The following is a 23,047-nucleotide window of genomic DNA, read 5'->3' as shown; positions in this document are numbered from 1 at the left end:
CCGAGTCACGGTTGATCAGCCCCTTCGACTGCCAGGGAATGCCATTCGGCAATGATTTCCTGCACGCCCTCGGCTGCGCTCTTGGCGGCCGAAGAACTAGCCCGCATCTCGGCACCCTTCAGTGCCTCATCAAGCCACTCATCAGCGACACAAAGCAGGTTCCGGATAACTTCGATGGAAGCTCCTCGGTCCTGGGCGGCCGTGCGGATGCACGCAATCAGACGCGACGCCTCAGGGCGATCGTCGTCGAAGCACCGGGCCAGGTCATCTTCCAGAGCGGAGATCGTGGACCACTCCACAGCAACTGCCTGCTCGAGGAGAGCATCGAGTTCACGCGCTCGTTGGGCGGGCAACGACAGACTGACCTCTCTTGCCCTGTCGACGGCAGTTCTGATGCTGGCCAGGGTGTGGTTCCCCGGGGTGCTGCGGGGTTGCCGCATTCGGATGTCGCTCAGCCAGTCCTTGAGCACCGTGACTTGCCCGTCGATCAGCGTGGACCATGACGCGAATGGTTTGACTGCGGGCTTCGCCCACTCTGGGACGCTGCCCGTTGGCGTTTCCCACGCCCAGGTGGCTGTTGCCTCTTCCAGCAGAGGGATTGCCCGGGCTGCATCGATCATGCCCACGGCTCCTCTGCTGCCCTGCGAGATGCCGATCCCGGTACGAATACGTTTCACCAGGGCACTGCGCGCCGACAGGTGCTGGTTGAGGGCGGCGGTCCACCGGTCCGGCCTTGACATGACGCCGGTACCCTTCCAAGCTTCGCCGTCGTCCACCGCTGCCGCCAGGAGCTCTTCGATGCTCATGCCAGGCCAGGAGCGACCAGCAAGAACGGCTCCCAGAACGGACGCTCGTAGGGCAAGGACAAGGTCGTCGTCCGTGATCTCCAAGTTGCATTGAATTCGGGATGCCAGCGCACCGGCGTGCCGCTCGGCGAGGGTCGCGAGCCTGCGGATGTCCTCACCGCGTACCTGGTCCAACCCGTTCTGCGCACGGATCAAGCTCTGGAAGAACCTGCTGTTCGTGGCACTTCGCTTGAACTGGATCGGCGCGCTATCAGCGCCTGTGATGCCTGCAACCGCAGAGCCTTCGATGCTGACGACGGTGCCGTTATTCGGCCAGCCCTTCTCCTTCACGTTGCTCTGCGCCTGCATGAGCGGCGCGTTCCAGCGGTACCGCTCCGCTACCGCTGTTGCGATGACTGTGCGGATGGCTCGGGCGTGATCCTGCTTGAGATCGTCGCCGCGGGTCACCCACTCCTCGATGTTCTGAAGGCTCCGCTGAACGGACAGGCGATAAGTCTTGTCTTCCGTCTTGGCAGTGCCTGGCGTGGCGCTCCGTTGGGGGGAAGGCTCAGCCTCACGTTGTGGCTGCTGCGGAGGGGCTTGGACTCCCGCAGCCAGGGGGTTGAGAGCAAACGCCTCCAACACCGTGGGATCGATTTCGATGCCCTGAGCAGCGGCGTCGCCCCAGAACTCAAGGATCAGCCGTCGCCGTGGGCCGGCCACCCGATCATTGGTATCGATGAACGATCGCACGGCTGTGTCAAGCGTTGTGTCGATGTCAGCCGTAGGGAAGCTTTCGGAGAAGGCCGCATCGGGAAACTCTCCGCGCCGTAGTGAACCAGCGTGCTCAATGAGAATTGGCCGTACCACACTCCCGAGCACCGTTCGGGGGACGAACCCCCAGGGTTCATCCTTCGAAGCGGTGGAGTGGACCATGCGAGTCAGGGCTGAGCGGTTGAAGGGGTAGAGCCCGTATCCATCCGCTGATGCTCCAAACGCGTCGTGGCAACGGGGCTGCAGGGGGCAGGTGTCACATGCGTTCGGCGGTTCGGCGCCGCCTACCTGTTCCAGTTGATCCTTGCCGATGCGCGCTGCGTTGAGGTAGCGGCCAACGAATGCAGCGATGGCTTCTTCACCGGTGTCTTCTTCGCTGAACGGAACATCGAGGTCATACGCGTAGCCCAGGTTTGCTTGTACACGGGTGAGCGCGGTCTCTGGCAAGTCACGGAAGTAGCCAGTTGTTACCGCCATAAGGGTCCGGATGGGGGCTAGTCGTGTCGCTCCCTCACGGTGAGCGGCTTCGACAACGGCGTCCAGCAGGTCCTTCTGCACACCCTGAATGAGAGCAAAGTCTTCGATGAGGAGAACAATCTCTTTGCCCTGTCGGTGGTACTCCTCGCGGACAAGGGTCATCGCTTCCAGCAAGCGGCCCATGCCGAGGTTGAAGCTGCGATTGATCGCAGTCTCCAAGTGCTCGTTCAGGAGGTCGATCGCGATCTCCTGGAGTTCGGCCTTGGCGCTGAGAACCTGTACCCACTTCTTGGCCAGCGCCGAAGCCTTGCTGACATCTGTGATGTCTAGCGGGAGATCATCAACTGTGAACTTCGGCGGGCGATCTTTGTCACCCTTGGTGCGGTCTCGTAGGAGGTACGTGGCCAGTTGTGGAACAAACTTCTCGGGCTGGAGCATGAATTCGCTGACGTGCGGATCGTCAAGTAGTGCTCCGAGACCATGAGGGCCGAAGAGTTGCCGCGCCGGCCCCGAGACGCCGCGGCCGGTCTCGGCTACGAGGGTCTCGTTGAGGGAGTGGATCAGTCGCCGAGCCAGCACTGATGCGTCGATGTCAGCGGTAAATTTGTCGATCTCCGCTTTGAGTTGCTTCAGTTCATCACTATCTGCCTTGGCGATCAGGCTTTGCACCACTGCCTTGAGGCTTGTTCTGTGCTTCTCAAGGTAGATGATCTCGCGATCACGGCGCCCGTCGTCGACCAGTTCGAGGTGCTCTTGGACCCATCTGACGAGGTGAGACTTTCCCGACCCGGACTCGCCCACGATGGGCATAAGGAGTGCACCGCTGTTGGACTCATGATTCAAGAAGTCGTGAAGAACCGTCCCCTCGTCGACCGGCTGACCCTCAAGCACGAGTTGCCGGCCGTCGAGCCGCGCTCGCTGGATTCGCAACGGCGCATGAGTGGCCCGAAACACGGCCGCAGATGGCGAGATGGCTTCAACGCTAATGGTATTGGCGGCCGTTGCGGGATCCCAGCAGGCCTTTCCGCGGAAGTCAGGCACTGGGGGCCTCCTGGATCGTGATGTCGCTTACGTAGCGAGGACTCGAGGGCTGCTCTGGATCGCTCACCTGCAGCACCAATGCGGCATCGGAATCGAGTTCTAGGCGCAGCCAGCCCTCGTCGTTACCGCGGAGCAGCGCAAAGGAGAGAGCAGGGCCCGCTACACGGTCACCGGGGTTGGGGAGGTGGAGAGCCAGGGAGTATTGGCCGCTGGAGAGTACCGGCAAGTGCTCGCGGACGCTTCGGACGGCTGTTACGGCATTCACCTGGCGACCCGGCTCCCATAGGCACTGCATGACGTATCTGACCGCTGCGGTGCAGTCGGGTACCAATCGACTGCCACCTCCGCCGGCAAGGAGTGGTCGTGCTGCGAGCCCTAGCGCGGGGGCCCAGTCGCAGAACTGTCGCCATCGCTCGGCGTTCACGACAGCCGGTCCCGCCTCGGGTCTGAGAGGGGTCTCCTTCATGAGATCCTGCGCCTGGTCCCAGTCCACAGCAGGGCCCATGGGATCTAGCGTGAGGAACCATGCCAGGGCACGCGTGAGGTCTCGGGATTCCCTCTGTTCATCGTTGTCCCCCAAGCCGCTGTTGCGCTCAGGTGCAAAGACGGCGCTGCGCAGCGCAGCCGCGAATGCGTCCCAGTCTTGGCCGTCGAGATGCTCAGCGGGTCCCATGAGCGTCAGCTCACCGGTGGCTTCGGCGACGTGGAGCAGCCCGAGCTCCCGCAGCGTCTTGACGGCTTTGTTGAACATCTCCGACGCGTCTTTGTCACCGGATGCGAGGGTCGGTGGACTCAGCAGAGCGCGGGCGCCGTTGAGTGGTACCGGCTTCTTCGAATGGGCCAGTAGACGGACGACTGCCCACATGGGGTCGGGGCGCGAGGCGTCCACGTTGATCAGGGCCATCAGAACGACTCCAACGCGGTCTGTACGGAGAAACTTTGAGCATGAAGAGCACCGAAGGCCAGGCCTGGGCGACTCGGATCCGGCGTACTTCGCGCGTGGATCAAGTAGGCCACATCTGGTGAGTCAAGCCGCGACCTGAGCACCCGGGCCATCGGTGACAGATCATCGTCCAGAACCCAGACGATGGGGCCTTCGTAGAAGCGGAGCAGATCCGCGTCGGTGTCGCAGATGATCGGCCGCGGTGCCACATCCTCCTGAAGAGCTTCGGCTAGAGATGGGGTGATCCCTGGCCCACCAATCACATTCATGCCACGAAGGGCCAACATCTCCAGCAGCCGAGGCACCTTGACCTGACGGTCCGTCTCGGTCCCCCACCACAAACTGAGGCAGGACGCGGTGCCACGCATGCTTCGGAGTGGATCGCGGCTGGTCCGCCTAGGGGCTGGAACCAGTGGATGAGGGTCTCCGGCCAGCTTGTAGAAGCCGTTCTCCTGCGGAAGGCCTGTCGTTCTGCAACTGGGGCAGCCTCGGCAATTCACCCCCGTCAGCAGTGGGGCGCCACCTTGCTGAACCCGGTAGTAAGTGCGGAGAACCTCGCCTGTGCATCGATCACCGCGTAGCAGGGTGCGGAGATCGGATAGGGCTTGTCGCTGCGCGGTGATTGAGCGCCGGCGCTCCGCTTCGAACCGAGTCCGGAAGTGCTCCTCGTCGTTGGTCTGAGTGTCTTCGAGCGTGACGTCCACATGCGTGGATGCCACCTCGTAGAACCGGTCGAGGCGTTCCTGGAAGGCTGCGCGTGGTTCGTCGTCGTGTCGCTGGGGCGGCTCAGGAACGTGGAGACCGATGAGCCCGGCGCGCAACATGAGGTTCAAGGTGCGGATGTTCCAGTCGCGGTTTGCCTCCGAGGTGTCGTGGACGTTGTCCGGGATGGAGTCAAGGTTGACGAGGTAGTGACGCTGACGTGGGTATGTCTTGTCCCTGAGCGTCCACATCCACCGCCACCTCGACCACGCTTTGTCTGCACCGATGATTGCTTGCCGATTGATGCCCTCGGCAACGGGCTCATCCCGGGGGGCGGACGCCAGGTAGGCCACGGACGGACGTCCGTCCCGGCCTGTGCGCCCTACCTCCTGGTAGTAGCGGTCGACGGTTTCGGGCAGGCAGGCGTGCACCACACTGCGGACGTCGGGTAGGTCTACACCCAGGCCGAAGGCTGAAGTTCCTACGACGATGTCGTACCGGGTGGGGATAGGGCCGGAAGCGGAACGGCCGCTCCAGCCTTCCACTACGCTTCGGCGTTCGTCGGGGCTGGAATAGCCTGCGACGTCAGCTACTCGTGCGAAGCCGGCTGTGCGTAGGCGGTCAAGCCACGCCTTGGCGTCCTTCCGCTCTGTCACGTACAGAGCTAGTGGTTTCGGTAGACGGTCGATGGCGCGAAAGATTGCCTCGGTGCGCTGCTCCTCGTCGGTGAAGGCATCAATGTAGTAGCTGGGTTCATGGCGCACCTGGGCGCCCCAAACGATCTCGGCTGGCTTGGGGTCTGCGAAGAGTTTCTCGAGCGTGGTTACCTGCTGCTCGGTGAGCGTGGCGCTCATGCAGACCGTCACGGGTGCGCGTCCGGGTGGTGCTGCGCTCAGCCAGGTCCGACGGTGGACGGACATGGTTTGGAACTCAGGTCGAAAGCCTTCGCCCCATTGCTCGACGAGGTGGGCCTCGTCAATGACGAAGTAATGAAGGTGACCTGCCTCGGCAGCATCTTCCAGCGCAGACTTAAGTCCAGAAACGAGTGATTCAGGGTTCGTGAAGACTAGCCGCTGTTTACCTGTTCGGATATCTTCTCGTATTTGTTGCTTGAGGTTCTCGTCGAGGCCGCCGATGTAAGCGTAGCGGCCGGAGGGACTTCGTCGCCCGCGGCTGTTCAGCAACTCCTGGGCACGACGTTCCATGTCCAACGCGAGTACGACAGTCGGCACTACGACCAAGGTGACGCCGATACGGTTACTTGCGAGCAGAGCCGGAGCCTGTACGAGGGCGGTCTTGCCGTGGCCAGTGGGCAAACAAGCGATGACAGTGCTGCCAGGCTCTGCGAGTGCCACAGCGCGCGCAGCTTGCCGCTGCCCGATTGACTTGTACTGGGCGTAACGGCTGCCGAGAGCACGGATCCAGAAGGGGTCAGCTGGACACGGCTCCAACTCAAGCTGTGGTTGGAGGCTTTCCCCGAGGTGGACCTGCTCCAAGTCGTACGTGGCTGCTTCGTCAGCTTTCTGATCTTCCCTGCCAGGATGCCACGGCCGGGCTGTGACCAAGACGCGACGGCTGTCCGGGAGTGCATGGCAGTGCATCTGTTCCCACTGTTCTCGCATGGGCAGCGGTGCGCCAGGTGGAATTGAGAGACCATAGGTGTTTCCGCTGGCCTGAGCTTCCAGAAGAATCTGCCGTGTCAATGCTGCCACGTCACGCCACGAGGCCGTCTGTTCAGCGAGGCCGTCGAGGGCATCCTTGAGCCGTCGCAATGTGCCGCTGTACTCCGGCTCCTCCGGCGTCGGGACAACGAACGGCCAGGTGTCAAAGAGTTGCTGTGCACCAATCCAACTGTCACGCACTTACCTGTGCCCCCTTTCTCCCAGCGCGGAGAACGCAGGTTGCAGACATGAGCCGTACGCTGGGCTGCATGAGGCCGTCGATGAGCAGACCGGCGGTCTTCACGTCTGTCAGTTGGCTTTCGTCCTCACGCAGGAGGCGACCGGCAGCCCTGCGGGCCTCTGCCTGCGCCCGAGTCACGGTGAGTCGCCGGCGACCGCGTTCCTGGGCCTCGGCGCAGAGTGCCTTCAGGTCAGTGACGCGGAAGAGTTCGTCGCGTGCGACCTTCTCGGCGTTCTCAGCAGCATGGCGGAACTCCGACCAGTTACCGAAGACGTCGATGAGGACACGAATCCGCTGGCCACTCAGGTTTTGGCACTCTTTGTCGTAGGACTTGTTCAGCCATTCGAGCGCCGAGGCCAGCGTCAGCGCCTCGGCGCTTCCAGCCCGCACCCACACTCTGCGCGTGAACGGCGGAAGGAGGAGATCGGCCTGGCGCTGCAACGCCCGTTTCACCTCTTCCCGGTTGGCCATCACCTCTGCCGCCACGGAGACGTCGGCCTCAACCAGGAAGTCGAAGCCGAAGTAGGGCTCCGGGTCACCCATGTGGCCGGGGTCCACGCGCTGGTAGGCAGTGGCCTGGCCACGTTCGTCGATGTCGCTCAACGCGGCGAGCGCGTCGATGAAGGGGTTGCCTATGCGGAACAACCTTGTGCCAGGATCACGCAGGGCTCTGGACCGGTTGAACGTCCCCTGGGCCATGGCAGGATCCAGCGCCGCGGTCTGCGCCACGTAGAGCCGCGGCGGCACCTGCGGCCGTGACCCTGCGAGGTCGAAGACGCTCTTGCCGGCTGTGCGCTCGTAGTGGCGGATGTTGATACCACCAGATCCTGCGCTTGTGTACCGGAAGACGCCGCGCTGGATCTCCCTCCACTCCAGTTCTAGCCCTCTGAGGTTCTTGACCATGCTGTCTCGGCCATCGACATCAAGGTAGATGGCTTCGAGCATGTCCATCTTCTCGATCTGTTGGCGCGCTTCGCGGAGCTGGTCTTGAACTCGTTGCTGAGAGGACGCGAGCCCGGACGGGCCATCTCGTAGGGCGTCGCTCCAGACAGCGTCGCGGCCTTCTGCGATGGCGTCCTGCAGTGTCGACACGGACCTCGAGAAGACGTCGTAGCCGTCACGCAACAGGTTCAGCCACGCCGTACCAAGGGCTTCATCCTCGGCGCTTACGCTGACTACGTACTGGCTGGCTTCATCGAGATGGCTGACGGACTCGCCACTGGGGTAACGGTCAACCCGCCCGATCCGTTGTTCGAGCTGGTTGGGGTTCCACGGCAGACGCATGTGAACGACGGCACTCGCGACCTGAAGATTCAGCCCATCCTCGGCGGTGTGGTCGGCGACAAGGACGGACGTGCCCGGCGCCGTACGCCACTTCGTGACCGCATCCTCGGAAGCCACCGCTCCGGCTTGTGCGGTGTGCTCCACAACACAGGCTGTACGAGACAACCGCCGTAGGCGCGCTGCCAGTTGGTGCGCCAGCAGTCCCGGGCCGCAGAAGACAACGATGCGTCCACCGCGATTCAGAATTGGGACGAGGGCGTTGACCGTCGCCTTGAGCGGCTGGTTGCCCTCTGCTTCGCCGAGGTGCCTCTCTAGCTCGTCGAGTGCTTCCACCTCTGCAGGGATGAGAGTGGGCGCGGCGAGCATGGTCTGCTCCTGGGCACTAAGACCGGCTCGTTGCGCCGCCTCGGCATCTCTGCGGACCCGCCAGCGCAGGGCGTCGACGAAGTCGTCGAAAGGCCCACCAGTCCTGGACGTGAGTACACCGAGGATGCGGGCGTACGCGGTGGTCTGATCTTCAAGCCCGGCATCGAGCAAGGAACTCGAGACGCCAATCCGCCACTCCGTAAGGGCGGCTTCGACCGCGTCGAAGGTGGACGGCAGGGTGATGACGTCCGAGAGCTTCCGCCCGCGGACAGCGTAGGGTTCGCCTTCTTCGGAATCGTCTTCGGGCCTCTCCACCTGATCGCGCCGGTGTCGGATCACCCGGCGGTGGAGACGGTACGTCTCGCTGATGTGGCCCCGCAGCTCCTCTACGCGCAGGGAGAGCTCATCGGGTTCTACTTCATCGCGGAGGTCATCGTCCTCAGTGAGACATTCGACGATCCGCTTTGCAAGGTGCTCAAATCGGGGGTCATCGGGAAGGATCCGCCGGATGTCGTCGAGCGTGGACCTCAGCAGAAAGGTGAATGTGGCATCCAGGGCGTAGACGCTGTCGGCCAACACGGCTCGTAGGGCATAACGGTGCTCGAAAGCTTCGCGGTCGTCCCAGCTGTAGAGGTCGCGGTCGAGCAGGTGCAACAGGCCGAGGTGAGTGGTGTAGTGCGAAGTCACGGGGGTCGCGGACAGGAGCAGAAGCCTTGGTGCGGAGTGCGCCAGGGCGGCTAGTTCCCGGTAGGGCGAGAGGCCCTCGTCGGCGTTCTGTACCAGTGCATGGGCTTCGTCCACGACGACAAGTGCACTGTCGTGGTACGCGGACCACTTCTCCGGCGTCTCGTGAGACGTGATCACAATTCGGGCCGATGGAAAGTCGTCGACGAAGAACTTGTTGCGGAGCTCCTTGTCCCACTGGCGCCGCAGTGGCTCGGGGGCAACGACCGTTATTCGTGCCTGCGGATCGTCCAGGAGAGTCTGCCGGATGACGAAACCAGCCTCGATGGTCTTCCCGAGGCCTACTTCGTCTGCGATGAGGTATCGCTGCACTGGATCAGTGAGCACCGTCATTGCCGCGCGGATCTGATGTGGGAAGACCTCGGCAGCCGAGGACAGCAGCGCAGCCATGTTCGCGCAGGCAGCTCGTTGGGCAACGAGGTCACGCAGGAAGGGAAGCCGAGCGTCGCGGAAGAACCCCGACTCGCTACCACCGCTCGTGAGGACTTGGAGGGGATCACCAACGGGGCGGTCCCAGCGCACTCGGAGATCGCACTCGTTCGCGCTCTCGTTCCACTTCTTGTTGGGGACCTGGATGAAGTATTCCGGGAGACGCTCCCCCGTAACCCGGCCCGCGAGCCAATCTCCGGTGCTCGGTTCGCGCCAGTAGACCCGCGTTTCGGCTTCGAGCTTGGCACGCCAGCAGCTCCTCGCCGGCACACGCTGAGAGTGGACGACCTCCTCGGCTACTGATTCGAAGAAGTCGACGCGCAGCATCTCGCCGTCGATGGCGCCAACCCGGCCGATGCCCGGAGCCCCCGTGAACTCGACGAGGTGTCCAACCGCGAAGCCCGAAGACATCCGCCTGCTCGCCCCCCACCTGCTGATTCAACAACTGGCACGAGCTTAAGCGCATCCACTGACAACGCAGTCGACGGAGTAGATCGGGAATTCGCATGTATTTTCGATACTGGAGAGTAGGTGCCCCTGCGGCGTCTCCCTACGGTCGCCGCATACTCGTCTAATGGGTACTAAGTGGATCTATCGGGTTGGTTCGCTAAGTGCATCGCGCCGCAGATTACGGCTGAAACAACGTCTTGCTCAGAGGTGACACCGCCATCGCAGCGAGCCGTGCACAGCAACGACGCTCGCGCGACCGCTGGGGAACGACCTCCGCCTGACCTGCGAGTGCATGCCCGAGGCGCGCTCCCAGGTGCGCCCGCATGTAGCCGACTCATGCCGCCCTGGTCTGCATATGCTGCCGGCAGTGCACTCATTCCCAGACAGACTCTCCAAGGCCAGGAGCCGTGCCGATGTCAGTGGCCTGGGTTGTACTGTCTGGGCGTTCGCCTCGCTGTCCGTCCACGGCGTGGTATCGGCGCAAACCACCACATCACTGAAACAGAAAGAAGACCGTGAACGTCCCCGCCCCTGCCGGTATCGCGACCCTCGTCGCCTACGTCGCCACCATCCCTGCCGCCAACCTTGCCGTCACCCACTTCGGAGCTGTCCCCGTCGGCTTCGGCTACGCCGCCCCTGCCGGCGTCTATATGGTGGGTCTCGCCTTGGTACTTCGGGACCTCGCCCGTGAGTCCGCCGGCCGTGGTGCTGTTCTCGCGGCCATAGCCGTCGGCACCATCCTGTCGTACTTCCTTGCTGACCCGGCGCTGGCTGGCGCCTCAGCTGCCGCCTTCGCGGTGGCCGAGACAATGGACTTCGTCGTCTACGAGCCTCTCCGGAAGCGCGGCCTGCTGATCGCGATGCTCGCCTCGAACGCCGTCGGCCTGCTCGCAGACAGCCTCCTCTTCCTCAAGTTGGCCTTCGGTTCCTTCGAGTACCTGCCCGGCCAGATTCTCGGCAAGGCGTGGATGACCTTCGCTGCAATCGCCGTGCTGGCCCTCCTTCGACGCCGCAAGCAGGCGAGCGCGAACGCCTGATCACCCTCAGCACCGTTGGTGACGTCATCGGGGGTGCCGGTGTGGGCTTCGCGTGGCACTGACCTGTGCATGCGCAGTACCGGTACAACTCCCCGTGAATGTCTGGCCATTGACGCCAGGGCACGAGTCGCAGGGTCAACTTGCCTCGCTCCTGGCGCCTCCGATACGGTCGCGTCATCAATGAGGGCCCCACCATGCCTAGGTCTGGTGGGGCCCTTTTGTGTCCTCTCGAACCCGGGGGGACCGAATGTCGCGTGCCACCGTCTTCTTCAGGTTTGGCGGCCAGGGAGACGGCGGCCGTGCTCATGCGAAAGGACAACTGGTGAGTACACACCATGGCACAGGCTCCAGCCAGCAGCCACCCGGGCATGGCCTCGCGGATGACGTCTGGGGCCCGGAGGCGCCGTCGTCGACGTCCGCCCATGTACGGCGCGCAAACGTACAACTGCTGGTCGGCGGCCGCACCGTCTTCGCGGTGTACATCTCGCCCGCGATTGTGGCCGGTGCAGTAGTTGCGTCCCTGGTGCTCGGGGCGGCGAGCTGGGGCCACTGGCCTTGGCCGTAGAACCGTGAGGCAGGCCGCGGGAGTACCTGCTCCCGCGGCCTTCGGGCGGCCATTTAAGGCACAGGCGGAGTGCTGCAGTGTCTCGCGGGCGCGGCCCGGGCCGCGCGCTATCTGTAGCGGCGGGTCGGCACGAGCCCGGCCTTCGCCGGCCCTGCCCACCTCAACGGCCTTCCGGGACACAAGACCGATCTGAGCCGGCGTTGCCGGCTCGAGCAGAGCCATCCGGGATAGTGAGGCTTCGTTCGCCTCTGTACGCGAGACCCCAAATCGAACTCGTGGTTACGGTGGGGCAGCAGACCAAGCGTCTGGAGATGAAACTGGAGGACGCCGCTCTGAGGCTTAATTCGGTAAACAGCGACATCACCGGAGGTCGTTGCACAATTCGCAGGCAACGGTCGCTGCAGTAGCCGTGCGGCCGGCCGCTGCCCAGACGCGGACCATATTCGTCGCATCGAGCTCCGAGATGAAACTCGCGTCGATCCAGGACACGAGTGGCCGGTTAAGCGGCCGCATGTCAGGATCGGACCGTGCCTCTTTTCCTGGTCGCTGCCGAGAGTTCGGGGCTCCCTGCCGTGCCGCCCCCCAGGATGCGGCGGGTGGTGTTCGTTGCGTTGCTGAGCTCGGACGGGCGGCTCGCTCTGGTGGCAGACGACTTGCCTGGAACTGTTCCCCGATGGGTGCTCCCTTCAGGATCCGTCCGAGCCACAGAAACCTACCGTGAGGCGGCAGTGCGCGTACTCTTCGATGCGGTCGGCGCGATGCCGGTGCGCGGGGGCACTGTTGAAGGATGCCGCTGGGCTCAGGTACCTGTGCCCATAGGTCGGAGCCGTCGAGAGGCACACGTGTTCATCTTTCGTCTCGCTGCGGCTGATGCTCCGCCGGAGCATCAGCCCTGGAGGGGAGCGACACGCTGGGCGGGGCCTGAGCAGTGGCAGGAGCTGTGCACGCGGTGCGATCTGCCAGATGTGGATGTGCTGTTGACGGGATACCTGGAAGGATGGATCCCGGACGGGCGGATCACGTTGGGGCCTTGAGCCCCCGCACCTCGGCACCCGCTCTCACTCTGCCCTGGCGATCGTAATGGCGGTCTCCTGCAGGGCCGCGGCAACCGCTGGCATGTCCTGTTCACGCAGACGTACGGCGGGTGCGTACACGGAGATCGCGGCGAGCGGTTCCCCGATGCGGTTGCGGATGGCCACGCCTACACCGTGCAGGTCGTGCGCGCTTTCCTCGAGGTCTGCCGCCCATCCCCGGACTCTGACTTCCTCCAACTCCACCTCAAGCAGCGGCCACTCAGTGATACTTCCTGCCGCCGTGGCAGGGAGCGCGGCCGGGAGTGTCGCGCGTACATCTGCCGGGTCGCGCAGTGCGAGCAGGGCCTTGCCCGCCGCTGTGACGTGGGCGGGGAGTTCCTGTCCGAGCGGAACACTGACGCGCAGGACATGCCGGCACTCGACTCCGTCGAGTAGTCGGACGACCGCCGCATCCAGGGAGTACAGGCACACCGTCTCCTGCAGCTTCTCGGAGAGCTCCTCCAGGGGTCTGCGCGCCTGTCGTCGGACGTCCAGCTGGGCGATCGCGGCCAGTCCCATGCGTACGAGCTGCGGACCCGCTGAGTATCCGCGCTGGCCAGGATCGTGACGCAGGAAACCCGTGCGCTGCAGGGTGACCAGGATGCGGTGTGCGGTGGAACGTGAGATACCGAGCTCCCGGGCGGTTTCGGTAACACCGATTTCCCCCCGGTCATACGCCAGGACTAGAACATCCAGGGCCTTCGTCACCGACGCCAAGGCCTCTGTCGCCGACAGATGCTTGCCATCCACCATGAAGGAACCGTAACGCTCAAACGTTCCCGGAGACCGGGAGCTTCGACAGAATCCACACGCCAGGATTCTGTGATGGCACGTCTCACAGTGCCGGTGCGGCATCGCACAAACCCGGCGAGTCAACTCTGTGCCAAGACGGGTTGAGTCCTGCGCCAACTCCGACCGAACTTGCCGGGCTTGAGCGCACTGTTGACCGTTTGATAGCGCCTCACAGGAACTGCGTGCGTGCCACAGTGTGCCGTCCCTACACTGGCAGCGACCTTCCTTAGGAGTTCGCCATGGCGGGATACCGGACCAGCGCACCTGCGTCAGACAAGGGTGTCTACATCGGCCAGGCCCGGCATGCTGTGAAGGAGCTGATCACTTCACTGCGCGGCGAGTTGGCGACATTGGAAGCTGTGTACGCGATGATGTGCCAGGGCGCCGAATCCACCGATGTCCGCGAAGAGCCGCCGGACACTGGCGAGGACGCGGAAACCGCCCAGCCTTCCTGGGAGGGTCCGTCTGAAGTGTCTGTCACCGACGAGGATCCTTCGTCCGAAGATGCGCGCCCGGGGATTGGCACTCGGGCCCTGGGGCCACCGCGTAACGGAAGCATGCGCGATGCGATCCTCACACTCCTGTGCGCTGCTCAAGAGGCAATGTCCATCACCGATATCGCGGCGGCGGTGCGCCCGGGAGCGGACGCGACGGTTCGCTCATCCGTCGGAAAAACCCTCAACCGTATGAAGCAACTTGGCGAGGTGGAAAACGTAGCACCGGGAATGTTCCGGGCCGTGCTGTCATCCAGGGCCGCTTGATCCACCCGAGAACGACCCTCACCCAACAAGCAGGCCTCCCTCGATTAGCGGTCGAGGGAGGCCGCCAAACACGCGAACGGACGCTTCTCCTAGCAGGGTTCCGGTCCGTCGCGCACGTTCACTCTAGCGCTCCCACGGGTGGCGCTAGAGGGCATCTGCGCCATTTCGCGCTTGAGCGTGCACGACTGACCTCAAAGAGGCAATTGGGGATCAGTCATGAGCACATTGGGTCGCATTCGATCCGGGCCAGAGCGCCAGGCCCAGGGCACGCTCCAGTCGGCAGACCGTCAGCACATCCGGCCAGGTGCCGCCAGCCAGCAGATCGCCGATGGTCTGTCTGCCGACGTTGCTCTGGGCTGCCAGAGCACGCAGCGAGAGCTCCGGCCTCTCACGCAGGGCGGCGGCGAGGCGGCGGGCAATCGTCTGGACAACCGCCGCGGCGGGCTCCCCGGCGATCCGGGCATCCGGCCACTCCTCCGGATCGACGGCGTAGCTCCATGGCGGCGCCGTGCGCGCTCGGCCTCCGGTCATAAAGATGCGTTCCTTCAGATCGTGATCGACACTGACACCAGTGGCCGGTTAACCGGCCACCTGTCATGGGCCTTGCGCCTGGAGGTCGCTGTGTCGAATCGCCTGCTGGCCTACGCACCGAAGGCGGAGACGGTGCCGCCCGCCCAGTGGCGCCGCATCGCTCCGGTCGTCCGCTCGCTGGGATTCATGGCCGTCGCAGCGGGACCCTACGGCCCAGACGTGGTCATGACGCCGCTCGCACGGCTGGTCGCCTGGGTCGAGTCCCAGGGCCTCCCGCTCGAACCCTCGGTGATCCTTGACCAGAGCACCGTCGAACGATTCATCCTCGTCGGCTGCCGCGACATGGCCGCCAACAGCCGCCGAACCTGCAGCAGCCAGCTGCGCCGGGCCTCCGAAGCACTCCTGCTGGACCAGCTCGGACAGCATCCGCCGATCCGGCTGAAGGCCACCGCCGCCCCAGTGGCCCCCTACCCGCCGGCAGAAATCGCCTACTGGCTGATCTGGGCGCAGAGCCTGCCCACCCCCGCCCAGCGGCGCAACGCCTGTCTTCTGTTCTGTCTCGGTGTCGGCTGCGGGCTCGCCGTTGAGGATCTTGTGTACGTTCAGGGGCGGGACATCCTCGCGGGTCCCACCGGCCGGGCACTGGTCAAGGTGCACGGGCGCCGTCCGCGCACTGTCGTATGCCGGTACGCCTACGAGGGACTGCTGCTGGCGGAAGCCGCCCACATCCCGGCAGACGCGTACGCCTTCCGGCCGGACTGGCAGGACCGAACCAGCAAGCACATCGCGTCGGACTGGCTGGCCAGGTACCCACGGATCATCGGCCGTTGTGACGGCGCCGTGCTGCAGACCCAGCGGCTGCGCACGACCTGGCTCGTCGACCTGCTCAATGCAGGCATTCCGCTGAGGGTGATCCTCAAAGCGTCCGGACTCGGGACCCTGCACAGCCTCTCGCGCTACCTCGTCTTCCTGCACGACGTGCCCGAAGCGGAGGCATCCGATCTGTTGCGCGGGGCGGCATGAGCAGGAAGAACCCAGAGGACAAACCCTGCCGGCGTACCGGCCTAGCCCTACGCCCTGCACCGCAGGCCCCCGGCCGTACCCTCAACGACCGCGTTGTGAGGCAGGTCTTCGACCTCGTGCGCCACAGCGGAGTACTGGAACGCCTTCCCCTCAACGAGCACCGGCCAGGCCCAAAGGGCTTCCCGTTCCGCACAGTGCTGATCGGCCTGATCCTGTCGCAGTACATGGGCAAGAGCGCGAACATCAACGACGCATGGGAGACGCTCTTCTTCGCCTTGTCTCCAGGGTCCAAAGCCCTCCTTGACGTCCCCGACGTCGACTTGCACATCCGCGAGGGCGCGACCCGAGAAGAAATCGACCGCGTCGCGCACCATCAGTACGCGACGTCGAAGCGCGTCTACCGGTCCTGGTCCTCGATGACCCGGCGCCTCGACCCTGCACCGCACGACCGCCGCAAGCGGCTGTCGCTCAGTGAGGCCAAGAAGATCCGACGGAAGTGGAATGCCCGCGACAACCAGGACACCGTGCGCAACCTGGAGGCCATCGCCCAGGATCTGATTCTCGCTCCGGTGATGGCCTCCTACCGGCGCGGCGACTTCGCTCGGTGGCCTGGCCACATCGCGGTCGACGACACTCCGGTTCCGGTCTGGGGCAAAGAGCCGGACTACCACCAGGACCGGGCCTCGCTTGAGATCACCGCCGGGATGTACGTGAAGGGAGGAACGCAGAAGAAGTCGGGGCCCAGCGGCAAAGCTCCGGCCTCCACGAACACTGGCACCCGGCGCGGCACGGCAAACAAGCCAGTGTCTCGCAAGAGCAGGTCGGGCCAGGAGAAGAAGGTCAAAGCTTCGGAGAAGAGAGAGTTCCGCTACGCCATGATGGCTGCTTTCCCGGGCCATGGCCATGGCGACCTCGCCGGCGCCTACCCCGCGGTCTGCCTCGGCATGATCCTTCGCACGCCGGGCACCGAACCCGGCCCGGCCGCCCTGCGCGCCATCCAGCCGGCCTTCGAACGAGGCCTGGTCAAAGACCTGTTCTGCGCCGACCGGGGCATCACCCAGGCCAAGCCTCACAACCTGCATCTGCAGCTGCTGAAACTCGGTCTCAACGCGGTGAAGCACTACAACGACGACAAGGTCGACCGGCAGGGAGAGTTCCGCGGCATGCAGTTGGTCGGCGGTGAGTTCTACTGCCCGCTGATGCCCACCCCGCTCATCACTGCGGGCGCCACATACATCGACAGCCGCGCGGACGAGGATCGCGCCCACGCACTCAACCTGATCCAGTCCCGGAAGGACTACCAGGCCAAGATCAAGGAGTACGGGCCCGCAGGGGACCAGCGTCGACAGTGCCCTGCCCTCGGGTCCCACGCCACGGTCACCTGTTACCGCCGGCCCCAGCCACGCCCGTCCACCGTCGTCGACCTCGACGCCCCCACTGTCCGTAACCCGGCAGCCCTGCCTACCATCCCCAGGCCCAAGCGGGACACCCCCGTCTACCCAGACATCTGCAGGGGGAAGAGCGTCACAGTCCCGGGCACCGTGTTGGCCAAGTGGCGGCAGAAATACCCCCTGTTCACGCCTCGGTGGCAGGAAGCCTGGTCCGGACTGCGCAGTCAGAACGAGGGCGGCAACGGCAACCTCAAGAAGTCCGCCCTCGACAGCATCGACAATCCGCAGCTCCGCCTGCCGCACGGACGTGTCGCACAGACCCTGCTCAATGCCGTCATCATCTTCGTGGCGAACCTCAGAGCCATCCGACGGTTCCTCCGAGACCAGGGCATCCAGCCCCGCAGAGCCGGCACGCAGAGCACCGCAACCCGCCTCGGTGCGTACTCCGATCCTCAGCAGGCGCGACCGCTCCCGACCGAGCATGCCGAGCCTCCGCCACGCGAGTGACACACCCCCGCCGCGCTCCACCCCCTGAAAACCCCACATGCCTGCGCCACGGCTACCAGCCGTCGCGCAGGCATGTCCTGTTTCCGCAGGTGAGAGGCGCAGTGCCTGGACCGCCACCGCCTCACCTCCTCATCGAGCCGATCACGAGGCTCGAGGCCCCAGAAACGACGAATTACCGGTGAGTCACATGACTCGACCGGTAATTCGTGAACGCTTCGGGACGATCTCGTGAACGTCCCTGCTGGTGTCCGAGGGGGGACTTGAACCCCCACGCCCGATAAAGGGCACTAGCACCTCAAGCTAGCGCGTCTGCCATTCCGCCACCCGGACCGGTGACCACCTCGGGTTTCCCCGTGGCGACAAGACAACAATACCAGGGGTTTGAGGCGGTCATCGACCACGTTTTCGCCGGTCAGGGAGGTGGGCGTGACGGTGGGGCACGCCTTGGACACCCAGTGGAGCGCGGTCGACGGACGGCACGTGGGGGCTTACGGAACGTGAGCACGGCGGCTGGCTGCGCGGCACGGTTCGGGGGCGTTGGGCATGCGGTGGACCGCGGCGTGTGGTGCGATGGGAGGGAGTGCAGGCCCGAGGAACCCCCTGCTCGCCCAGGGGCGCGTTCCCGCCTCGCTGCTGAGGGTGACGCGGTGCGACCCCAGGACCACGAGGTCGAACGAGATCGACGAGATCGACAAGGTCAGGACGGTCGACGCGGCGCGTCTACGCCCGGCGACGGCTGAGCCGGAGGACCGCGGGCCGGCGAACCACGGACGACGCTCCGAGGAGGACGCCATGTCCGGCACCGGAAATCCGAACGGTCTTCCCCTGCCCGAGAACGAGCGGGAGGACCCATTCGACATCGTGTACAGCGCGCAGGTGGACCGGGAGCCGACCGGGGAGGTCACCCGGACGCGGCTCGCCGACGTCGCGCGGCGGTACGAGGAGGAGCCCGAGCCCAAGTCCGTCGAGGGGGTGGAGGCACCGCGGGAGCGGGACAAGGTGCATCCCGTGCTGCGCGACCTGCTGGGGGCGCAGGACGCGAACGCCCGGGCGGAGGTCGTCGTCGTCTTCGACGACCCCGTCACCGTCCCCCGCTTCCCCGAGCCCGTGGCCGACGAGCCCCGTGACTCCGAACGCAACGTCCTCGTCCAGGAGCGCTGCGCCGACCTGGTGCGTTCGCTCCAGCAGGACCGGGCCGACGGGTACGAGCGGGTCTCCGCCGAGTTGGCGGAGCTGGGGGCCACGGTGGTGGAGCGCTTCTGGCTGATCAACGGGGTGTTGGCGGAGTTGCCGCTGGGCGCGGTGGAGTCCGTCGCGGCCCGGGACGACGTCGTCTCGGTGGAGCCCCGCCACTCCGGCGAGGTCCCGCCGCAGGACGAGGTCGACGACGGGCGCGCCCGCATCGTGTCCGACCCGTACTTCGACCTGGGGCAGACCGCGGGGTTCATCGGGCTGCTCGACACCGGCGTGCGGTTCAGTCACACGCTCTTCAACAACCCCACGACGATCGCCTTCCGCCGGGACTGCAACAACGGCGGCGCCGACTGCAACACGGGCAGCAACCTCAACCCCAATGACGACTGCTGGAACCACGGCACCTCGTCCGCGGCGATCATCACGGGCAACGGCAACCAGGGCAACGACTTCCGCGGGGTCACCGCGATCACCCTGGACAGCTTCAAGGTGTACGCGACGGCGAACCCGTGCCAGGGGTTGGACGAGGCCGCGGCCATCCGCGGCTTCCAGGCCGCCGTGGCGGTGGCCGACCGGGTCCTGGTCGCGGAGATGCAGGGCGGCGGGGACCACGACAGCGCGCTCGCCCGGGCGGCGGACGCGGCGTTCGACGCCGGCGCGGTGGTCATCGCCGCGAACGGCAACAACGGGCCGAACTTCTCCACGGTGAACTGCCCGGCGAACGCCCGCCGCGCCATCGGGGTGGGCAACTTCGACGTCCAGACACTCGACCTGATCGCCAGCCAGAGCCGCGGCCCGACGGCGGACAACCGGGTCAAGCCCGACATCCAGGCGCCGACGAACACCGAGACCGCGAGCAATGCGTCCGACACCGCCCGGCAGGTCTTCACCGGCACCAGCGGTGCCACGCCCTACGCGGCGGGCGCGGCGGCGCTGCTGCGGAACTGGCTGCGCGGCGGCCCCTTCGACCCCATCGACCCCGGTCAGGTGTACGCGCAGCTCATCCTCTCGGGCCAGCGGCCGAACTTCGACAACATCGCCGGAGCGGGACCCCTGTCGCTGCCCGTCAACTCCCACGCCTGGTGGGGCAAGACGACCGTGTCCAACGGGCAGACCCTCGACATCGCCTTTGGCGGCGCCGCGTCGGCCGAGGCGGTGAACGCGGCGATCTGGTGGCCCGAGTCCGGCACCCACAACGACATCGACCTGCGGCTGGTCCGGGTGGCCACGGGAGCCGTCGAAGCGTTCAGCGTCTCGACGGGCAGCGTGTTCGAGCGCTGCCGGGTCTCGGGAGGCAACGCCGGCGGCGACTGGCTCGTCCGCGTGAACGGCTTCAACGTGCCCTCGGGGTCGCAGACCGTGTACTTCGCGATGACGCAGGGGCAGTGACCGCCCCGCCGACATGCCCCGCGCGGCCGTCAGGTCAGCTTGCCGCCGTAGTCGGGCAGCTTGAACGTGCGCTCGGCGTGGCCGCCGACCAGGTCGGTGGGGCGGTTGCCGATGTTCGCGATGATCGTGTAGCCCTTCGCCTCGATCTCCGCGCGCTTGGCCGTCTTGTACCGGCTGACCTCGTGGAACAGATCGGGCAGCCGCTGTACGTACAACCCGTCGACGGGGTAGCCGACCTTCTTGAGGTTGTACTCGGTCAGGCCCTGGATGATGCCGGGCCTGGCGGTGACGAAGAAGACGGCCACGTCGCGGGAGTCCGCGAACCGCGCCAGCTCCAGCATCGGGGCGATGGCGTCGGTCGGGTACTCCCAGAAGGGGTGGAAGTCCGTCTCCAGCGAGGTGTTGTCGATGTCGAGGACGATCGCCCGGCGCTCGCCCGAGGGGGCGCCGGCGGTGCGCTGCGCCACGTGCGTCCGCGCCCGGGCGACGACCGGGGCGACGTCGCGCTGCCAGGTCGCGTAGTCGACGCCGGCGAGGGCTGCGCTGCTCGGGTGCTTCGGGCCCGGTGCCCCGCGCTCGGCGGCGGACGCCGAGGCAGTCGGTACGGCGAGGGCGGCGGCGAAGGTGAGCGCGGCGACGGCGGCGACCGGGCGGACGGTGCGGGTGCGCACGGGCATGAGGCAGCTCCTGGAAGGAAGTGGGGGGCGAGGACGTCCTTGTCATGCTCGCGGCCCATCATGTCCGTCGGGCGGCCCCGGCACTACCGCCCGGTAGCAAATATGTGAGAGACGTTCACCTTCTGTCCGTACCGTCCGCAGGCCCGCCACGGTTCCCGGGCGGCCCCTCGCCCCGCCGAGGTGCGAGGGGCCGGCCGGCACGCCTCAACGCCTGCGCAGCGAGGCCAGGTTGTCGTAACCCACGCGGGCGTACTCCAGGGACTGGCCCGGGGCCGAGCCGCTGGGCGCGTTGTCCTGCTCGACCATCGGGTTGTGGTAGTTCCGCTCTCCCACCCGGGAGAAGAACCGCTCGTAGTCGATGTCCCCGGTGCCGAACGGCACCATGTCGTACCCCTGGCCGCTGGAGGTGTTCACCACCCCGTCCTTGGCGTGGAAGAGCGGGTAGCGCTTGTTGTTGCGGGCCACCAGGCGCGCCGGGTCGAAGACGCTGGTGACCTTCGAGCCGTCGTGCGCGGTGTAGGTGTGGAACTTGTACCGGGCGACGTGGGCCCAGAAGACGTCCATCTCCAGCCAGACGCTCTTGGCGTCGGTCTGCTTGAGGAAGTACTCCAGCTTGCGGATGCCCGACGAGCGGGTGGGCCGGCCCTGGCCGTCCAGGGGGCCGCCGTCGAGCAGGAAGTCGTAGGCGCCGTCGTGGTTGTGGGTGTAGAGCTTGATGCCCGCGCGGCGGGCTATCGCCCCCATCGCGTTCCACTTCTCCGCCGCCTGGTCCCACTCCGCCTTGGTGGAGCCCCAGGTGGGGTCGCCACCGGTGCCCATGTGGTCCATGCCGAGGACGTTGGCGATCTCCAGGGCCTGCTTGAAGCGGTCCAGGTCGGGGGTGGTGAGGGGCCAGGAGGCGGGGATGAAGCCGTGGTTGCCCTGGGCGCGCAGCCCGTAGTCGTCCAGCCAGGAGCGCAGCAGCCGGGCGCCGGCCGGCGTCTCCAGGTTGGCGCCGCCGGGTGCGTTGGCGTGCTGCCCGTAGCCGGCGAACTCGACCTGGCGGTAGCCGTAGCGGGCCAGTTGCTTGAAGACCTCGCGGAAGCCGGAGGGCAGGTCGCTGGTGAGCGGGTCGCGGCCGGTGGCGTCCCGGACGGTGTAGAGGATCAGGCCCCGCTTGTGCGACGGGACGAGCGCCTTGCGGTCGTTCCCGTGGCCGTGGCCCTTGCCGCGGTCGGCCGCGTCGGCGAGGGCGGGCGATGCGCCGAAGACGGGCATCGCGACGGCCGCGGCGCCCACCGCGGTGCAGGTGGTCAAGAAGCGCCGGCGGTCCACCCCGAGGGAGCGGCGCAGGGACTCGTCGGTGGTGGAGGAGGACTTGAAGGAGGTCACGGTCTCTCACTTTCGGGCGAGGGTGCGAGGGGAGCCGAGGCCGCCGGTGACGCTCCGTCGAGGCCGGCGAGCCGTAGGAGTAGGGATTTGACGTCGGTGGCTTTGATGCGGTTTTGGATGGTGTGGGGGGTGGAGCAGAGGAGGAGTGGGCTTTCGTTGTCGTTGGTGGGGAGGCGGCCGTGGCTGCCGCGGATGGGGGTGGGGTCGAGGGGGACGACGGCCATGCGGTAGCGGAGGCCGAGTTTTTTGCGGGCTACCGCGGTCGCGGCGCGTATTTTGACGTAGGGGTCGTTGGGGTCCATGAAGAGTTCGACGGGGTCGTAGCCGGGTTTGCGGTGGATCTCGACGAGTTGGGCGAAGTCGGGGGCGTGGGTGTCGTCGAGCCAGTAGTAGTAGGTGAACCAGGAGTCCGGTGCGGCGATGGCGATGAGTTCGCCGGAGCGTTCGTGGTCGAGGCCGTGGTTCTTCTTGCCTTCGTCGTCGAGGACGTCTTCCACGCCGGGCAGGCTGGTGAGGAGTTCCCGGACGGTGGGGAGGTCTTCGGGGTGTTTCACGTAGACGTGGGCGATTTGGTGGTCGGCGACGGCGAAGGCCCGGGATGTCATGGGGTCGAGGTACTCCATGCCGTCCTGGGTGTGGACTTCCAGCAGGCCGGCGCGGCGTAGGGCGCGGTTGATGTCGATGGGGCGGGTAACGTCGGTGATGCCGTATTCGGACAGGACGACGACGGTGCGGCCGGTGCGACGGGCGTCGTCGAGGAGGGGCGCGAGCGCGGTGTCGAGTTCGGCGGCAGCTTGTCTGGCCCTGGGGTCGTTGGGGCCGTGGCGTTGGAGGTCGTA

The 23,047-nt window shown here is 65.8% G+C and carries 15 protein-coding genes and 1 tRNA gene; 6 read left to right on the top strand and 10 right to left on the bottom strand.

The window, feature by feature from the left end; all coding sequences use genetic code 11:
• Positions 1-5: 5 nt before the first annotated feature.
• From dpdH to dpdE, 4 genes are read right to left on the bottom strand one after another with little or no spacing between them, the layout of a single operon-like run.
• Positions 6-3,077, bottom strand: a complete 3,072-nt coding sequence (gene dpdH, locus ACH4E8_RS21065; protein ID WP_398450352.1) for a protein DpdH — start codon at positions 3,075-3,077, stop codon at positions 6-8.
• Positions 3,070-3,981 carry a protein DpdG gene (gene dpdG, locus ACH4E8_RS21060; protein WP_361535521.1) on the bottom strand — a complete coding sequence of 304 codons (912 nt, stop codon included), beginning with the start codon at positions 3,979-3,981 and terminating at the stop codon, positions 3,070-3,072. Before dpdG ends, dpdH begins: the two co-directional genes overlap by 8 nt.
• On the bottom strand, positions 3,981-6,584 hold the full coding sequence (gene dpdF / locus ACH4E8_RS21055; RefSeq protein ID WP_361535524.1) for a protein DpdF: 2,604 nt from the start codon (positions 6,582-6,584) through the stop codon (positions 3,981-3,983). Before dpdF ends, dpdG begins: the two co-directional genes overlap by 1 nt.
• Positions 6,577-9,858 carry a protein DpdE gene (gene dpdE / locus ACH4E8_RS21050; protein WP_398450350.1) on the bottom strand — a complete coding sequence of 1,094 codons (3,282 nt, stop codon included), beginning with the start codon at positions 9,856-9,858 and terminating at the stop codon, positions 6,577-6,579. The genes dpdF and dpdE overlap by 8 nt, the downstream gene beginning before the upstream one ends.
• A 554-nt stretch (positions 9,859-10,412) precedes the next feature.
• Between dpdE and ACH4E8_RS21045 the strand changes: the two genes are divergently transcribed.
• Together ACH4E8_RS21045 and ACH4E8_RS21040 are read left to right on the top strand one after the other, a co-directional pair.
• On the top strand, positions 10,413-10,934 hold the full coding sequence (locus ACH4E8_RS21045; RefSeq protein WP_099280465.1) for a VUT family protein: 522 nt from the start codon (positions 10,413-10,415) through the stop codon (positions 10,932-10,934).
• A 1,152-nt stretch (positions 10,935-12,086) separates the two neighbouring features.
• Positions 12,087-12,533, top strand: a complete 447-nt coding sequence (locus ACH4E8_RS21040) for an NUDIX hydrolase (RefSeq protein ID WP_398450787.1) — start codon at positions 12,087-12,089, stop codon at positions 12,531-12,533.
• A 24-nt stretch (positions 12,534-12,557) separates the two neighbouring features.
• Here ACH4E8_RS21040 and ACH4E8_RS21035 read toward each other — a convergent pair whose 3' ends face one another.
• Positions 12,558-13,325: an IclR family transcriptional regulator gene (locus tag ACH4E8_RS21035; RefSeq protein WP_361535531.1), complete on the bottom strand. Its 768-nt coding sequence runs from the start codon at positions 13,323-13,325 to the stop codon at positions 12,558-12,560.
• A gap of 278 nt (positions 13,326-13,603) precedes the next feature.
• Here ACH4E8_RS21035 and ACH4E8_RS21030 point away from each other — a divergent pair, with 278 nt between their 5' ends.
• A complete protein-coding gene (locus ACH4E8_RS21030) occupies positions 13,604-14,125 on the top strand; it encodes a hypothetical protein (RefSeq protein ID WP_361535534.1) in 522 nt (173 codons plus the stop codon).
• 210 nt (positions 14,126-14,335) lie between these two features.
• On the opposite strand, the gene ACH4E8_RS21025 is transcribed toward ACH4E8_RS21030, so the two are convergent.
• Positions 14,336-14,656, bottom strand: a complete 321-nt coding sequence (locus ACH4E8_RS21025) for a helix-turn-helix domain-containing protein (protein WP_398450347.1) — start codon at positions 14,654-14,656, stop codon at positions 14,336-14,338.
• A gap of 21 nt (positions 14,657-14,677) precedes the next feature.
• Here ACH4E8_RS21025 and ACH4E8_RS21020 point away from each other — a divergent pair, with 21 nt between their 5' ends.
• Positions 14,678-15,679, top strand: coding sequence for a hypothetical protein (locus tag ACH4E8_RS21020; protein WP_398450345.1), 1,002 nt, complete (start codon positions 14,678-14,680; stop codon positions 15,677-15,679).
• A gap of 95 nt (positions 15,680-15,774) precedes the next feature.
• A complete protein-coding gene (locus ACH4E8_RS21015) occupies positions 15,775-17,577 on the top strand; it encodes a hypothetical protein (protein WP_361535540.1) in 1,803 nt (600 codons plus the stop codon).
• Between the two features lie 242 nt (positions 17,578-17,819).
• Here the strand turns inward: ACH4E8_RS21015 and ACH4E8_RS21010 are convergent.
• Positions 17,820-17,907 (bottom strand) — tRNA-Leu (locus ACH4E8_RS21010).
• A gap of 462 nt (positions 17,908-18,369) precedes the next feature.
• Between ACH4E8_RS21010 and ACH4E8_RS21005 the strand changes: the two genes are divergently transcribed.
• The gene (locus tag ACH4E8_RS21005; RefSeq protein ID WP_398450343.1) at positions 18,370-20,160 is read left to right on the top strand and encodes a S8 family serine peptidase; all 1,791 of its coding nucleotides are present in this window, start codon (positions 18,370-18,372) and stop codon (positions 20,158-20,160) included.
• A gap of 29 nt (positions 20,161-20,189) precedes the next feature.
• Here ACH4E8_RS21005 and ACH4E8_RS21000 read toward each other — a convergent pair whose 3' ends face one another.
• The 3 genes from ACH4E8_RS21000 to ACH4E8_RS20990 all read right to left on the bottom strand — a co-directional run.
• On the bottom strand, positions 20,190-20,837 hold the full coding sequence (locus ACH4E8_RS21000; protein ID WP_398450341.1) for an HAD family acid phosphatase: 648 nt from the start codon (positions 20,835-20,837) through the stop codon (positions 20,190-20,192).
• Positions 20,838-21,041: 204 nt separating this feature from the next.
• On the bottom strand, positions 21,042-22,208 hold the full coding sequence (locus ACH4E8_RS20995; protein WP_398450339.1) for a sugar phosphate isomerase/epimerase family protein: 1,167 nt from the start codon (positions 22,206-22,208) through the stop codon (positions 21,042-21,044).
• The coding region (locus tag ACH4E8_RS20990) for an alkaline phosphatase family protein (RefSeq protein WP_398450337.1) at positions 22,205-23,047 on the bottom strand (843 nt) is incomplete at its 5' end. The genes ACH4E8_RS20990 and ACH4E8_RS20995, both read right to left, overlap by 4 nt.

The organism is Streptomyces sp. NPDC017979, from assembly GCF_044328175.1.
In the GTDB taxonomy this organism is placed as follows: Bacteria; Actinomycetota; Actinomycetes; order Streptomycetales; family Streptomycetaceae; genus Streptomyces.
The sequence above is the reverse complement of the archived record's forward strand: the minus strand, read 5'-3'. Positions and strand labels throughout refer to the sequence as shown.